Below are 15,539 nucleotides of genomic sequence, written 5' to 3' on the forward strand. Positions count from 1 at the left end.
AAACCCATAACATGAGCAACACAAAAGCAACCTTTGTGATCTTGCTCTGCTCTGTGTTCCTTGCCCATGCGCAAAGCGGTTTCCTGATTGAAGGATATGTCTCCGACCCTGAGGGCAAGCCGTTGACCGGAGTGTCCGTATTCCCGCTTGACCAAACCAACAAAGGCACGCCGACAGATGCCCTTGGCTATTTCAAGCTTATGCTTATAGCCAATGTGGATTCCATCCGGATCACTTCTACCGGTTTTCAACCCCAAACAGTTTCCATATTCCGTGAAATGCCAATGCGCATCGAACTCCAGCCTGCCGTTTTTCAATTGGAAGAAGTCTTCGTCACAGGGTTTGGGCAGCAAAGTGCCAGATCGGTCACCGGAGCCATCAGCAAAACCGGGCCGGCAGCCTTTGAGCGTATGCCACTCAACAGCTGGCAGCTGGGGCTGCAGGGGCAGCTCCCGGGCGTCACCATCACTCCGGCATCCGGCGGGCAGGCGGCGGCCAGCAGCATCCGCGTCCGGGGTGTCCACTCCATTAGTGCAGGCAACCAACCCCTTATTGTCATTGATGGTATGATCATGCCAGCTCAGAATGGTTCCTGGACTCTCGGTTTCCAAACCAATCCCCTGCAAACCCTTAACCCAGAAGACATTGCCTCCGTGGAAGTACTTAAGGATGCAGCTTCGGCGGCAATTTTTGGCGCTCAGGCCGGCAACGGAGTACTGCTGATTACCACCAAAACGGGAAAGCCCGGAGCGCCAAGACTGCGGGCCGGATACTTTGCCGGCTTTTCTGAAGCCAGTCAGCGCTACGATGTGCTCAATGGCAGGGAATATGCCACGCTTTGGAACCAAGCCGCTGAGAATACTGGCTTTTCCAACCTGATTTATAACGTGGACGCCCAGCCAGACACCGACTGGCAGTCGCTGATCCTTCAAAGAGGGTTCCAGCACCAGGCTTACGCCAGCTTCAGCGGAGGAAATGAGCAAACTCAATACTATGTTTCAGCCAACTACAAGGATGAAGATGGCTACCTGATCACGACTAATCTGGAGCGGCTCAATCTGCGTGCCAATATCCGGCATCAGTTTAGCCCTGAATGGACGGCAGGGCTCAACCTTGCGCCCAGCCGCGCGGCCCAGCGCTATACCGGGCATCAGTTTCTTGGCTCTCCCCATGCCTGGAGTGCCTGGTTTTTGCCCAACACAAAGGCTTTTGACGAGCAGGGGGAACTGATCAGAACACCTCTTCGCACCAGTTTGGGCCTAGGTGGGATCAACGGCAACCCTTTAGTGGTGCTCAAAGACCAGGAGATGAGGCTGGAAACACAACAAATATTGGGTGGCAGTTATGTGGAATTTGCCCCCCTTCCTCAACTCAGGTTCCGGTCTACGTTGGCTGTTGAACAAACCTACGAACAGGAACAGGGATACGATGGACCGGCCACCTTTTTTGGAAGATTTGGTGGCTCTGCCTCCCGGCTTCATCAACAGCTCAACAGCCTGCAATGGTCCAGTCAGGCTACCTGGGCACCATTACGCTCCGGGGCGCATAACCTCGAAGTCATCGCCGGAATGCAATATCTCAAATCGGATTTCACTGTTGACTTTGCCTCAGGCGGGCCCGTAGATGACCGCAGCCGGGTACTGACTGCCACCAGTCAGATTAATGAGTACTTTAGTGAAGCGCAAGCCGCAGAATTTTTTGGGTACTTTTCTCAGCTGCACTATCAGTTCAAAGAAAAATGGCTGGCTACCCTTTCTGCCCGCTACGATGGCTCCACTCGGTTTGGGCGAGACGAACAATTTGGGTTTTTTCCTGCGCTGGGCGTGGGCAGGATACTCATTGACCACACCCTTAATCGCCATACCGGGCTCCAATACCTGAAGGTCAGGGGCAGCATTGGGGAAACCGGGAATGCCGCTATTGAGGACCTGGCGGCTTACAGCCTGGTGAATCCACGGGGCAGTTACCTTGGGCAGAGCAGCATTACCCTGCAATCACTCGGCAATCCACAGTTGGGCTGGGAAGAAACCGTGCAGCTGGATATTGGGCTTGACTTTGCTTTTTGGCAAAGCAGGCTGTCAGGTACCCTGGGCTTCTTCAACCGGAATACCAGCGACCTGCTCCTGCAAGCGCCTGTACCAGCCACCAATGGCATTAATACAATTTGGCGCAATGCAGGAACAATACGTAATACTGGCATTGAATTGGAGCTTCGTGGCAAAGTGGTCGAAGGGCCGCTGAGCTGGGACATCAGCGCTAATGCCACATGGCTGCGTAATGAAGTGGTTGCCCTGCCCGATACCGATGGGGATGGAACGGACAATGACCTCCTGTTCAATAACTACAACCTTTTTCGTCCGGGAGAGCCTGCTGGTGCCTTTTATCTTATTCGCTATGCTGGTGTGGACCCTGGAAATGGAGATGCCCTCTTTTATCAGAAAGATGGCAGTACCACCAATCAGGCTGCACTGGCTAGCCGTGAAGTCGTTGGCAGCCCAATTCCCGATGTAAGCGGGGGCCTACAGCACCGAGTTCGGTACGGCCCGCTTAGCCTGACGGCCTTTTTTCATTTTAAGGTCGGGCATCAGGCTTACCTAAATGATTTTATGCATCTGGAGGAAAATTTCTCAACCGGCAATTTCAATCAATTGCGGACACAGCTGAATGCCTGGACTCCGGAAAATACCAATACAGATGTACCACAGGCCCGTCTTTTCCAGCCAAATGGCAATCAGATGTCTACCCGCTACCTCCATGATGCCGATTTCCTGCGCCTTCAAAATCTAACGCTGTCCTACGATTGGAGGCTAAAACGTGATGCAAATGTAAAAATGCGGGTTTACGCCAGCGCACAGAACCTCTGGACCTGGACACGCTACCAAGGACTGGACCCCAACAGCGAGTTCTATAATATCCAATCGGGCGCTCAGGGGGGCAGGCTTTACAATTTACCCGCTGCCCGTGCCTTTATTCTTGGACTTGAAACCGAATGGTGATGAGAAAAAGCTTCTTTTTCCTGTTGATGTTTTTTATTTGCTGCAGTGCTTGCCAAAATTGGCTGGATGAGCAGCCCGAAAATGCCCTATTTCTTGAAAATGCTCTGGAATCGCCCGATGACCTTCAGGCTTTACTGAACGGCCTCTATCAGCTGGTGCACAGTGAAGAATTTGCAGGAAGGAATGCGCTGTTGTTTGCCGAACTACTTGGTGGCAGCGCTACCCTGGAAGGAGAAGGATTTGAAAATTTCGACAACCTGCAGGTTCAGCCCGGCAACAACCGCGTTTTTGAGTTATGGTCCACTTGCTACCAAATAATTAATCAAACCAATTTGCTTTTAGAGACCCTGCCGGAAGTCGTCCGCCGGTATCCCGGATTTAGCCAAGAGGCACAAAACCAGCTTACCGGCGAAGCCTGCTTCCTCCGGGCATACACCTACCACCAGCTCGCAAGGTATTTCTGTCGCCCGTATAGCCTGGAAAATGCAGACAGCCTTGGGGTGCCTGTCATGCTTACACCTGTTATAAACTCAAGTGAGCTGCAATACCCGGGCAGGAGTTCCCTTGGTGAGGTGTACGATCAGATCATGACTGATTTGGAGCAGGCTGCAGCCAACCTATCCACCGTAATTGTACCAGGCCGGGTAAATCAATATACGGTACATGCAATGAGGGCACGCCTGTACCTGGAAGCTCACGCGTATACCGCTGCCTATGATGAAGCAGGGTTTGTGATCAACGGACCGTTCGAACTGCAAACGGACCCTGCCGATGTTTTTTGGGAAGCCGATAGCCAGGAAAGGGTTTGGTTCACCCTGGGAGGCTTGGGCAATCAAAGTACAGCAAGCCTCGACTGGGCGTATACAGATGCCAGGATTACCGCTAAATTTGCGCAAGCGACTTACATTTCAGGACTTTCCTCTGCGCAGCAGACAAACCTAGAAAGCGCGGGCTACCAGATTGCGGACCTGAGAGGGCCCGCAAAGCCGGATTGGCTCAGGCCGCTGATCAGCCAGGATACCCTCTACTGCCTGAAATACAACCGGGGGGATACATTTCTTGACTTTCCGCTATTCCGGTTTACAGAGTGCCTACTCATCCGGGCGGAGGCTGCCCTGGAATTGGGGCAACATGACGAGGCCATTGCTGTGATCAATCAATTGCGGCAGCGCGGCTACTTAGTTTACGATTCGCTCGGCCTGCTTGTTGAGGATGGCTATGCGATGCTCCGGATTGAGTCCGGCGAGTACAACCAGGCTGCGCTAAAAAAAATACTGCAGCAGGACCGGCAAATCGAACTGGCCTTTGAAGGGCATTTACTTTTCGACAGGCAACGTGAGCGTGCCGAAATCCGCCCCGGTATCACCTGGGACCATCCCCGGCTGCGGCTGCCCATCCCTCAGCGGGAGCTGGATACGAGCCCGAATTTGGTGCAGAATCCGGGGTATTGACAGGCTGTTTATGTTTTATCTTCCACATAGGGGAATATTTCCTGATTTCTACGAGATTATGGCTCCGTAGGGTTGAGTGGTCAAGCCAGGCATCACCCAGCCTATCACCCTCCTCCCTCAAACCAAGCCTGCCGCATCCGTTCGGGCACTTCAAAATGACGCTGCTTGTAGGTATCGAAATAGCCGACCATCCGTCGTGCCATCTGCATGGAAAACCAGTCTATGAAAACGGACTTGGGCTCCCGGATTTTATCCTCCAGGCGCTCTCCGGCACGGAAAAGCGACTTGAGGAAGAACGGTGCGGCAGCGGGCAGGCATCCCGCAGGGGGCGTAATGCCCAGCATTTGGGCTCGCTCCCTGCCAATGAGATAATTTATGAGGCTTTGGGGGGCATCGTCCATACGCTCGGCAGGCAATGTGCGCTCCGCAAATTCCACGAGGGCTTTAGTCAGCAATTGCCCGGCTTCGGAAGGGGCTGCCTGACGCTTGAGAATCGTCTCCAGTAAAGTACGGGCGCTTGCCAAGTCTGTCGGCAACAAGCGTTCGTCAATTCCCAGGAGGGCACCGATCCCTTTCCAGCAGTGCAAATAAGATTCCAGCCGCTCCGTTGGTTCAGGTATTCCAAACTGCTCCAGCCCATCTGCTACCGCGACACTAAAAGTCATCAGCGTTACAGCAAGGTCTTCCTGGTTAATTGGCATCCCCAAACGCTCGGTATCCCATCGCTCCGGAGGAATGAAGTGGCGGATAGCCGCGTGGATGAGCCGGACTTTTTGAATAGACTGTATGCCTGTTTTGCCTGGCTGTAAACCGCCATCGGTCATCACATCGATCAGAAACTGCCCGGTTTCAGCTATGCGCCGTGTAAAGATGGTGATGTCCTCCCGGTTATGCGCCAGACGGCTAGTCTGCACCAGTACCTGAGCCCCGTTTTTGCAACAGTAAAGCAGGGGGAGCGACTTGTAATACAAAAACAGAAGGAACTTGGGGCCATGATCCCGAAAAAGCCCATGGGCTGCCTCAACCCTTCGCGAGTCTACCCAATCTGGCAGCTGCTGTGTGGCTTCCCAGTAGTCCTTTAGTGAAGGGGGCAGTTCATCCAACGGCATTTCAATCCGACGGATCAAAAGGTCGAATAGTCGCTGGGCCGCTTCTCGACCTTCAGTGGTGACTAAATGTGCAACCGCCTGATCAGCCAACGGGTCAGCGGTTTGGCGCATTTGATCTAAAAATTCAGCGTTCCAGGTTGTCGACGTAGGCATGGCTTCTGGGATTGATTGAATATTCAAGATACATACTTTTCGGTCATAATTGGAGATTATTCCCTCATCAGATATACCTAATAATAGTGAGTCTCTATACCTAATTTGCAAACAGCTATACCAAAATTATAAAACACCCTTTTGTGATTTTACAAAATAAAACCCTGCCAGATCCAATCAAACCCAGCAACATTCCAAGGTTTCGATCGATTTCAAAACCAGCAGCAGCCGACCCGAAACACCAATACCTAAAAAGGTGTAATATTCTCTAAACCTTATTTGTACTTTTTTGTATAAATTCCTGACATTTGCATTAGAATTAGTCTAAATAACACTGGAAAAACCGCATAGATTATGAGCGATTCCATGCAGACGCTGGAGCAGCATACCAAGAGCGACTATAAATATGGCTTCACCAGCAATATCGAAACGGACAAGCTGCCCAAGGGGCTAAGTGAAGATGTGGTCCGTGCGATCTCCGCCAAAAAGAATGAGCCGGAGTGGATGACCGAGTGGCGCCTTAAAGCTTACCGCCAATTCCTGGAAATGACCGAGCCAAAATGGCCAAACGTGGACTACCCGCCGGTCGACCTTCAGGATATCATCTACTACGCTGCGCCTAAAAAGAAGAAAAAGCTCAACAGCCTTGATGAGGTAGATCCGGAGCTGCTAGATACCTTCAACAAGCTTGGTATCCCGCTCGACGAGCAGAAGATGCTGGCCGGTGTTGCGGTAGACGCCGTAATCGACTCGGTTTCTGTGAAGACCACTTATAAAGAGAAGCTGGCTGAGTTGGGTATTATCTTTTGCTCTTTCAGCGAAGCGGTGCAGGAACACCCCGAACTGATAAAAAAATATATCGGTTCTGTAGTACCGGCTAACGACAACTATTTCGCCGCATTAAACTCTGCAGTATTCAGCGATGGGTCCTTCGTGTACCTGCCTAAAGGCGTGAAGTGCCCCATGGAGCTGAGCACCTATTTCCGTATCAACGAGCGGGACACCGGACAGTTTGAACGCACCCTCATCGTCGCCGAAGAAGGCAGTCAGGTAAGCTACCTGGAAGGCTGTACGGCTCCAATGCGCGATGAGAATCAGTTGCACGCAGCAGTGGTAGAACTCGTAGCTATGGATGATGCCACCATCAAGTATTCCACGGTACAAAACTGGTATCCTGGCGATAAAGAAGGGAAAGGAGGTATCTACAACTTTGTTACCAAGCGGGGCCTTTGCAAAGGCGTCAATTCCAAAATTACCTGGACACAGGTGGAAACTGGCTCTGCCGTGACCTGGAAGTATCCAAGCTGCGTTTTGCTGGGCGACAACTCTGTGGGCGAATTCTATTCTGTAGCGGTAACTAACAACCGTCAGCAGGCAGACACAGGGACCAAAATGACCCACCTGGGCAAGAACACCCGCAGTACCATCATCTCCAAAGGTATCTCTGCCGGCCACAGCCACAACTCCTACCGCGGACTGGTAAAAATTGGCAAGAAGGCTGAAAATGCCCATAACTTCTCCGTTTGTGACTCCCTGCTCATGGGCGACAAGTGTGGCGCGCACACCTTCCCCTACCTGGAAGTACAAAACAACACGGCCAAAGTGGAACACGAGGCTACGACCTCCAAAATTGGCGAAGATCAGCTGTTCTACCTTATGCAGCGCGGGCTGAGCGAGGAAAACGCAGTGAATACTATCGTCAACGGCTTTGCCAAGGAAGTCTTCAACGAGCTCCCGATGGAATTCGCAGTGGAAGCACAGAAGCTCCTCGCTATCAGCCTGGAAGGCAGCGTTGGCTAACCTTAAACATTAACCCGGGAAGGGGTTTCCCTTCCTTACCCAAATTGATCACGACAAAAATACCAAACCATAATGTTGACTGTTAAAGACCTGAAAGTTGCGGTTGAAGACAAAACCATCCTGAACGGTATCAACCTGGAAGTTAAACCGGGCGAAGTACACGCTATCATGGGCCCTAACGGCTCGGGCAAGAGTACGTTCGCCAATGTCATCGCGGGCCGCGAAGACTACGAAGTGGAAAGCGGCAGCGTACTATATAAAGGCGAAGACCTTCTTGAGATGGAAGTGGACGAGCGCGCTTTAGCCGGTATCTTTATGGCTTTTCAGTACCCGGTCGAAATTCCGGGCGTGAGCACCTCTAACTTCCTCAAGAGCATCGTTAATGCCAACCGTGAAGCACGCGGGCTGGAAGCCATGAATGCAATGCAGATGCTGAAGTACATCCGCGAGAAAATTGAACTGGTGGGCATGGACGAGAAGTTCCTGCGCCGCTCCCTCAACGAAGGCTTCTCCGGTGGTGAAAAGAAGCGTAGTGAGATGCTGCAAATGGCACTGCTTGAGCCTTCACTGGCGATCCTGGATGAGACCGACTCCGGGCTGGATATCGATGCCCTGCGCATTGTATCAGAGGCAGTGAACAAGCTTCGTACACAAGACCGGTCCTTCATCATCGTGACCCACTATCAGCGCCTGCTCAACTACATTGAGCCTGATTTTGTGCACGTGCTGTACAAAGGCCGCATTGTGAAGTCTGGCGATAAGTCACTCGCACTGGAGCTGGAAGACAAGGGTTATGACTGGATCAAGGAAGAGGTAGACGCAGTAGCGGTATAACTACCCTATCCGCAATCAAAGTCATTCATTTACGAACCTAAGCTGCCGGCTTATTTTCATAAGCCGCACTTCAAATAATAGCTTACGATATGTCAACAACCGTAGCTCAGGACAGATACGCAGCCGAAAAACAAAAGTTTCAGGAGCTGTTTGACCAAACTGAGGCCGCGAATCAGCAGTCGGCTCATCCGCTGGACGAGTACCGTCAGCGAGCCATGACCCTGGCAGGCACACTCGACTTCCCTACCCGCCGGTGGGAAGAGTACAAGTACACGAGCGTCAACCGTATTCTTCAACCAGATTATGCCATCGGACAGGCTCAGGGTATGGATGCAGCTGATATACAGGCTTACCTGCCGGAAGGCATGGACGCGCACTTGATTGTTTTTGTAAATGGCCAGCTCAGCGATTCTTTATCACAATTTGCCGAACTACCGGCTGGGATGCATGTAATGCTGCTTCGGGACGCTATGGACAGCGACCGATTTGGCAGCATTGCCCGCGAGCATATGGACCGTATTCTGAAGGATCAGGATGATATCTTCGTAGCCCTTAATGCCGCATTCTCACAGCACAGTTTATTCCTGTACAGCGAGAAGAATGTCGCTTGCGAAAAGCCTGTCTATATCCTTCACCTGTCTACCAATGCTGAAACGCCCATCCTCAACAGCCACATGAACATCGCAGTGGCGGAGACAGGCAGCGAATTTGCCTACATCGAAGGGCAATTTGAGAAGCCGGGAGCTACCGGTACTTACTTTAACAACATCTACAACCGCGTTACCATAGGCGCCAATGCCCACATCCATCACTACTGCCTGCAGCAGGAAGGAGCCGAGGGCTTTGTGATCAACCGGGTGGATGCGGAGCAGGACCGCGACAGCCAATTCTCAAACTATACCGTAGACCTGGGTGGCCGCATCGTGCGCAACAACCTGAACACCGTGCACAAAGGGTCTAACCTGACCACCAACTACTACGGTGTTTACTTTGGCAAGGAGCAACAGCACATTGACAACCATACCTTCATTGATCACGCCGTACCGCACTGTCAAAGCAATGAGCTTTACAAAGGCATCGTAACCGACAGCGCCCGCGGTGTATTCAATGGCAAAGTAATGGTGCGCAAGGATGCACAAAAGACCAACGCCTTCCAGCAGAGTAGCAGCCTGGTACTGTCCAATAAAGCCGAAATGGACAGCAAGCCACAGCTGGAAATCTTTGCTGATGACGTGAAGTGCAGCCACGGTGCCACAATCGGGCAGCTCGATGAGTCCTCCGTTTTCTACCTGCGCAGCCGCGGTCTCAACGACCATCAGGCACGGGCTATGCTGCAACACGCCTTCATCGCAGAAGTGCTGGAGTACTTTAAGCACGAGCAGGTCCGCGATTTTGCAGAGATGCTGATCAACCAGAAATTCGAACAGTAGAACAACATGGAAGTTACCGCTCAACAAGCGTTTGATATTGAAAAAATCCGCAAGGATTTCCCGCTGCTGGAACAGGAGATGAACGGCAAGCCCATCATCTTCCTGGACAGCGCAGCCTCAAGCCAAAAGCCGGCACAGGTCATCGACCGGCTCAATGATTACTATCGTACCGGGCATGCGAATGTGCACCGGGGGGTGTATCAGCTGAGCCAGGAAGCGACTACTGCTTTTGAAGAGGCACGGGAGCTTGTGCGCCAATTCATCAATGCTCCTTCCGAAAAGGAGGTCATCTTTGTCCGGGGCTGCACCGAAGGGATCAACCTCGTTGCTTCTTCCTATGGGAGGAAGTTTATTAATCAGGGGGATGCGGTACTGATTACAGCCATGGAGCACCATTCCAATATTGTGCCCTGGCAGATGATTTGTGAGGAGCGCGGAGCGGAACTCCGGGTGGCACCGGTTAACGATGCGGGCGAAATTGACCTGGATGCCCTCTACGAGCTGCTGGATGAGCGCGTGAAAATCGTTTCTCTGGTACATGTGTCTAATGCTTTGGGCACGGTCAACCCCGTGAAAGCCATTATCGACCGGGCGCACGAACTGAACATCCCCGTGCTGGTGGACGGCGCACAAGCCATCCCTCATACCCAGGTAGATGTGCAGGCCCTCGATGCGGATTTTTACACCTTCTCCGGCCACAAGATGTTTGGCCCAACGGGTATAGGAGTGCTGTACGGCAAGGAAGAATGGCTGGAGCAAATGCCGCCCTACCATGGCGGAGGAGAGATGATCAAAACGGTGACTTTCGAAAAGACCACCTACAACGAATTGCCGCATAAGTTCGAAGCCGGCACGCCGGATATTTCGGGCGTCATTGGCCTGGGAGAAGCTGTCAGGTACATACAAAGTATTGGTTACGAGAATATCAGCCGGCACGAACACGAACTGCTGGTCTACGCTACAGAACAGCTGGAGCAAATCGAAGGCCTGCGTATCATCGGGACAGCAAAAGAAAAAGCCAGCGTGGTCTCCTTCCTCGTGGATGGGGTACACCCCTACGATCTGGGCGCTATCCTGGATAAGCTCGGCATTGCAGTACGCACCGGTCACCACTGTACGCAGCCCCTCATGGCCCGGTATGAAATCCCTGGTACGGTGCGGGCTTCCTTCGCCTTCTACAACAACAAAGCGGATATTGATGCGCTCGTGGCGGGAATTAACAGGGCCGTTTTGATGTTAAAGTAAAATTTCACAATGAACCCAATCAACAGCATACAAGACGAAATCATCGATGAGTTTGCCTTCTTCGGGGACTGGATGGAGAAGTACGAGTACATCATCGATTTGGGCAAATCTCTGCCCCTGATTGATGAGCAGTACAAAGATGAAGACCACCTGATCAAGGGTTGTCAGAGTCAGGTTTGGCTGCATGCAGATGAAGCAGAAGGCAAAGTGAGTTTTACGGCCGATAGTGATGCCGTCATCACCAAAGGTATTATTGCGTTGCTGGTCCGGGTGCTGTCTGGCCAAAAAGCCGAGGAAATAGCAAAGGCGGATCTCTACTTCATTGATAAGATAGGGCTGAAGGAGCATCTCTCCCCCACCCGGTCCAATGGGCTGGTCAGCATGGTTAAGCAGATGAAGATGTACGGCCTGGCCATCAACGCGAAAAGCCAGTAACGACGACATTTGTTTAGCGCACGCAACGTCAAAGAAGATCAATCATGGACAAAGCAGCATTAGAAGCCAAAATCGTAGAAGCCACCAAAACTGTTTATGACCCGGAAATCCCAGTGGACATTTACGAACTGGGACTGATTTACAGTATCGATATCAGTGATCAGGGTATCGTCAATCTGCGCATGACGCTCACCACGCCGATGTGCCCGGTAGCGGACTCTTTGCCCATGGAGGTACAACAAAAAGTGGCTATGGTGGAGGGCGTCAGTGATGTGGAGCTGGAGGTCGTGTATGACCCGCCCTGGAGCAAGGACATGATGAGCGAAGAAGCCCGGTTTGCCCTGGACATGTTTTAATTTAGGTCATACAAAACAAACATTATTCACCACCGATCCTAACCGCAAAAGGCTATGAAAATTTCCGCCCAAGACGAGTACGGACTGCGCATTCTCATCCGCATTGCGGAAGCCGATGAACAAAATGGGCTTAGTATTCCGCAACTCAGCGAACTGGAGGGCATGTCAGACAGCTATGTTGGCAAACTGACCCGAACGCTCCGCCTGGCGGGCTTTATCGAAAGCACCCGTGGCCAAAAAGGCGGCTATGTACTGGCACAGCCGCCGGAAAATATTAACGTTGGGGAAGTCCTGCGCGCACTGGGCGGAGCTCTATTTGACGAAGGGTTTTGCAATAAGCACTCTGCTGGCTTTCGGATTTGCACAAATTCCGTAGACTGTTCCGTGCGGTCTTTATGGCGGGTGGTGCAGCAGTCCCTTGATCATATACTGGGACAAATCAGTCTGAAAGACCTGCTCGCTTCTGAAACCGAAACCAATTCAGCGCTGGAGCAAATCCTATCTCAGATACAACCCGCTACAGCATAAGAGCTCAGCTTTCAATTCGCGCTCAAAACCCTATCTTTGGCAGTGAGAAAACACACTGCTTATGAGAAACCGGCTATCCATCTTCCTCTTTTCAATAATCTTGCCTTGCGCTATTGCAGCCCAACCGGCTTACATCATTGATGCAGACACCGGCAACGAAATGGATGATCTCTATGCCATTGCAAGAGCGCTCGCCCCGGATGGGCTCAAAGTGCTTTCGCTACAGTCAGCGCATTTTAATAACCCACAACTGCTTACAGACCCTAGCTGGAATAACTATTCGACGGACAGCATCAACACGCTGGAAATCAGTCAGCAGCTCAATGAGCACCTTGCTGCGGAAACCGGCAATTGGATGGTACCAACCCTCAGCGGCTGTGACCGTATGCTGGGGTTTGCATGGGGGTATTATGCTGGCGCACCTGTTCCCACAAGCCCTGCAACAAGATTTATCATCGATAAAGCCGGTAAAGCGGATACCGAAAATAAACTAAATATTATCTGCCTCGGCCCTTCTACTAATGTAGCCGCAGCCATCGCTGCCGCACCGGAGATTGCTGGCAACTTAAGGGTTTATCTGCTGGGTGCAAGATATGACCTAAGAAGTAAAGCCTGGGACAAGAACGAATTCAACATCCGCAACGACCTCAATGCCTTTGACCTTCTGCTCAACACTGCTGAACTGGAACTTTGGGTCATGCCGGCCAATATTGCCCAGTCCTTGACCTTCCAGCGAAAGTCTTCCTTTCAGAAACTTACAGCATGCCGTACACCTTTATGCCGGCGGCTAACTAAAAGATGGGATTCAGTAAACGCCGGGACAAGCTGGATCATGTGGGACCTCGCACTGGTGGAGGCTGTGCTGCACCCCGAGTGGGCAAAATGGAAGAAAGTACGCACACCGCCGGAAAACAACAGGCGAACCATCAAGCTTTGCACTGCTATCAATGCACCACTAATGGAAGCTGGCTTTTGGCAGTCTCTGCTAAGCTGGCAGGCCCCTTAAATCGGACTACTGGCCTGCGAAACGGTAGCGGTCTCCAATGTATTTGATAATTTCACTACTTTTCTTGATTTTGATATTTGCGGATCCCGTCCGGATGTAGAAGACCTCCTGTTCGTTGCCTTTTTTGTCTACATCACGGTAGAACACGGGCGACTTGGCAGGTGGCGTATCAATCCGAAAAATCATATGATCATCAATCTTCTCAATATCAAAGGACAACTGTGTAGCGAAGAAGGAACCAAGATTGCGCTGTACCGCACTTGTGATGCTGCGCTTAAAGTTGTCAATATCTGAAGTGGTGGCATCCAGCCCAATAATCTTGCCCTCGTCGTCTACTCCGCAAAAGACAGTGCCTCCATTTAGATTCATGAATGCAGAAAGGGTTTGAATGATCTTATCGCGGTGGTACTTGTCAATAGACTCCTTAAATTCCACCATATCGCTTTCTCCTTTATCGATGATGCGCTTGCTGTTGGCTGATTCATCAGCAACGAGATAAGTGATGATTTTCTGAGTCAGTGCCCACGAAAGCTTAAGTTTGAGCTCTTCGGGGATTTTGGTGTCATCAAATACTTCTGATTTATCAAAAACGATAAGTTTAGACGGCTCCGTTGCGCGGATAGTGCCAAGGCGGGATGTTTTGTTGAAGATGGCAATTTCACCGAAAAGCTGCCCCTTGGTGTAGGATTTAGGCTCCTTGCGGGTTAAATAGAGGATCAAACGGCCGTAATGAACGATATAAAAAGACTCCCCTTTCTGTTCGATAGAAAAAACCTCATGCCCTGCTTCGTAGTCCACAAGCTTACCTACACTGGCCAGTTGTTTGATTTCCGCATCCTCTAAATTGACCAGTTCTTTGCAAGCGCGCAGGGTTTTAAAAATATCTTCGTTCATCGTTTGGCATCGTTTTATTCAGTCCTTTTAATATGGCATTCAGATCAACCAAATACCTGCGCAATAAAGCTAAGGAAAAAAATGAAACTGCCCTGAAGAAAACCTGACACAGTGGGTCAGTGAACGAGATTCCTTGTCTGATGCGCAATATAACCAATGAACCCAAGCAGCCCCAAAATGATAAGGTATTCATCGAACGGGTTATCCACCTGAAGGATTACGGGCTCGGAAGCCTGAAACGAAACGCCGTCCGACTCATTCACAAGACGGTATTCGTAGGCTTCACCTGGCTGGACGCGCACATCCCAAAAACTAAACTCGCGCTGACCTGCTGCCGCAGTAACCCGCCCTACCTTTTTCCAGGTATTGTTTTCGAGGGCCCGCTCAATAATAAAAGACACCTCATCTGCAGGCTTATCTACTACCCATGACAGTAAAACGGATACATGGTGAGCTTTGGCAACAAAGCTGCTCAACTGTAAAGACCGCTCCATACCCATAGCAGATCGTGTGAAATGGGAACTGGAAGATGCAACGATACTTTCGCTGACAAATTGGACATTCTGGACGTCTACTGCCTTTGGCGTATTGGCAGCCACCGTTTGGGGTCGGAAAAACGAAATACAAGAAGCAAACAAAAATAGATAGAACAGGTTTTTCATGCTGGGCATTGAGTAAATAGTTGTTTCCTAAAAGGTTCAATAATCCAATTTATGTTCCTAAAGCAAACGGTGCTTCAGGAACATAAATTGGACAGGAGCTCAACAGTTATGAAGTCTCCCGGGGTTATCAGTTCTAGTGTTTGCTTAAATCATTAATGGTAGGGCACCCAAATATAAAGATTATTCAGAGAAAGCACAATGATATGCGTCAATCCTTTAAGAAAGCGCTTCAAAAAAGGCTCCTTGAAGAAGACTTTGAAGGAGTGATCAAATCCCTGATTACCTTATCAGATCAAATGGGCAACAACCTGCTCCTGAACGATGCAGTACTGTGTTATCAGCGCTGGCAGGAACTACAAAGGAAACGCAACAGTGACGCACCCTCGTCTCCGGATACAGAAAGGCTCAATATGCAGCTCAAACAGGGACTTTGGCAAATGATTGAACAATTGCCGGAATAATCAGGAAAAAACATTACCTTTGTCCCCGATTTCGAGTAGCGGAAGCTTAGAATGAACGCACAAGACGGGTTTGTGCTCAAACTGCGGGCCTGACAGCCTGCTCAGGACGGTGATGCTCCGCCCAATACTGCAAAGCTCAAATGCTACTCATCATTGCTGCTGCGGAGTGCAGCTTAACA

At 50.9% G+C, this 15,539-nt stretch carries 14 protein-coding genes; 11 read left to right on the forward strand and 3 right to left on the reverse strand.

Annotation, left to right across the window (positions count from 1 at the left end; all coding sequences use genetic code 11):
- Positions 1-11 precede the first annotated feature (11 nt).
- The gene (locus tag IX84_RS24290; protein WP_044226986.1) at positions 12-2,996 is read left to right on the forward strand and encodes a SusC/RagA family TonB-linked outer membrane protein; all 2,985 of its coding nucleotides are present in this window, start codon (positions 12-14) and stop codon (positions 2,994-2,996) included.
- On the forward strand, positions 2,996-4,447 hold the full coding sequence (locus tag IX84_RS24295; protein WP_044226989.1) for a RagB/SusD family nutrient uptake outer membrane protein: 1,452 nt from the start codon (positions 2,996-2,998) through the stop codon (positions 4,445-4,447). Before IX84_RS24290 ends, IX84_RS24295 begins: the two co-directional genes overlap by 1 nt.
- 104 nt (positions 4,448-4,551) lie before the next feature.
- Here IX84_RS24295 and IX84_RS31485 read toward each other — a convergent pair whose 3' ends face one another.
- Complete coding sequence (locus tag IX84_RS31485) at positions 4,552-5,709, reverse strand: oxygenase MpaB family protein (protein ID WP_152605220.1); 1,158 nt, start codon at positions 5,707-5,709, stop codon at positions 4,552-4,554.
- Positions 5,710-6,063: 354 nt separating this feature from the next.
- On the opposite strand from IX84_RS31485, the gene sufB reads away from it, so the two are divergent.
- From sufB to IX84_RS24340, 8 genes are all read left to right on the forward strand, one after another.
- Positions 6,064-7,509: a Fe-S cluster assembly protein SufB gene (gene sufB, locus IX84_RS24305; RefSeq protein WP_044226993.1), complete on the forward strand. Its 1,446-nt coding sequence runs from the start codon at positions 6,064-6,066 to the stop codon at positions 7,507-7,509.
- A 72-nt stretch (positions 7,510-7,581) separates the two neighbouring features.
- Positions 7,582-8,343 (forward strand): Fe-S cluster assembly ATPase SufC, encoded by a 762-nt coding sequence (gene sufC, locus IX84_RS24310; RefSeq protein ID WP_044226995.1) that lies wholly within the window; start codon positions 7,582-7,584, stop codon positions 8,341-8,343.
- Positions 8,344-8,432: 89 nt separating this feature from the next.
- Entirely contained in the window at positions 8,433-9,773 is a 1,341-nt protein-coding gene (sufD, locus tag IX84_RS24315; RefSeq protein WP_044226998.1) for a Fe-S cluster assembly protein SufD, read from the forward strand.
- Positions 9,774-9,779: 6 nt separating this feature from the next.
- Positions 9,780-11,018, forward strand: coding sequence for an aminotransferase class V-fold PLP-dependent enzyme (locus IX84_RS24320; protein ID WP_044227001.1), 1,239 nt, complete (start codon positions 9,780-9,782; stop codon positions 11,016-11,018).
- 9 nt (positions 11,019-11,027) lie between these two features.
- Entirely contained in the window at positions 11,028-11,453 is a 426-nt protein-coding gene (locus tag IX84_RS24325) for a SufE family protein (RefSeq protein ID WP_044227005.1), read from the forward strand.
- Positions 11,454-11,497: 44 nt separating this feature from the next.
- Positions 11,498-11,809, forward strand: coding sequence for an SUF system Fe-S cluster assembly protein (locus IX84_RS24330; RefSeq protein WP_044227009.1), 312 nt, complete (start codon positions 11,498-11,500; stop codon positions 11,807-11,809).
- 54 nt (positions 11,810-11,863) lie between these two features.
- Positions 11,864-12,337 (forward strand): RrF2 family transcriptional regulator, encoded by a 474-nt coding sequence (locus IX84_RS24335; protein ID WP_044227012.1) that lies wholly within the window; start codon positions 11,864-11,866, stop codon positions 12,335-12,337.
- A gap of 61 nt (positions 12,338-12,398) precedes the next feature.
- Positions 12,399-13,343, forward strand: coding sequence for a nucleoside hydrolase (locus IX84_RS24340; RefSeq protein ID WP_044227015.1), 945 nt, complete (start codon positions 12,399-12,401; stop codon positions 13,341-13,343).
- Positions 13,344-13,349: 6 nt separating this feature from the next.
- Here the strand turns inward: IX84_RS24340 and IX84_RS24345 are convergent, their stop codons facing one another.
- Both IX84_RS24345 and IX84_RS24350 read right to left on the reverse strand, forming a co-directional pair.
- Complete coding sequence (locus IX84_RS24345) at positions 13,350-14,237, reverse strand: RNA-binding domain-containing protein (RefSeq protein ID WP_044227018.1); 888 nt, start codon at positions 14,235-14,237, stop codon at positions 13,350-13,352.
- 116 nt (positions 14,238-14,353) lie between these two features.
- Entirely contained in the window at positions 14,354-14,899 is a 546-nt protein-coding gene (locus tag IX84_RS24350) for a hypothetical protein (RefSeq protein ID WP_160213912.1), read from the reverse strand.
- A 203-nt stretch (positions 14,900-15,102) separates the two neighbouring features.
- Between IX84_RS24350 and IX84_RS24355 the strand changes: the two genes are divergently transcribed.
- Complete coding sequence (locus IX84_RS24355; RefSeq protein ID WP_152605221.1) at positions 15,103-15,360, forward strand: hypothetical protein; 258 nt, start codon at positions 15,103-15,105, stop codon at positions 15,358-15,360.
- The last annotated feature ends 179 nt before the right edge of the window (positions 15,361-15,539 follow it).

The organism is Phaeodactylibacter xiamenensis (genome assembly GCF_000759025.1).
Taxonomy (GTDB): Bacteria; Bacteroidota; Bacteroidia; order Chitinophagales; family Saprospiraceae; genus Phaeodactylibacter; species Phaeodactylibacter xiamenensis.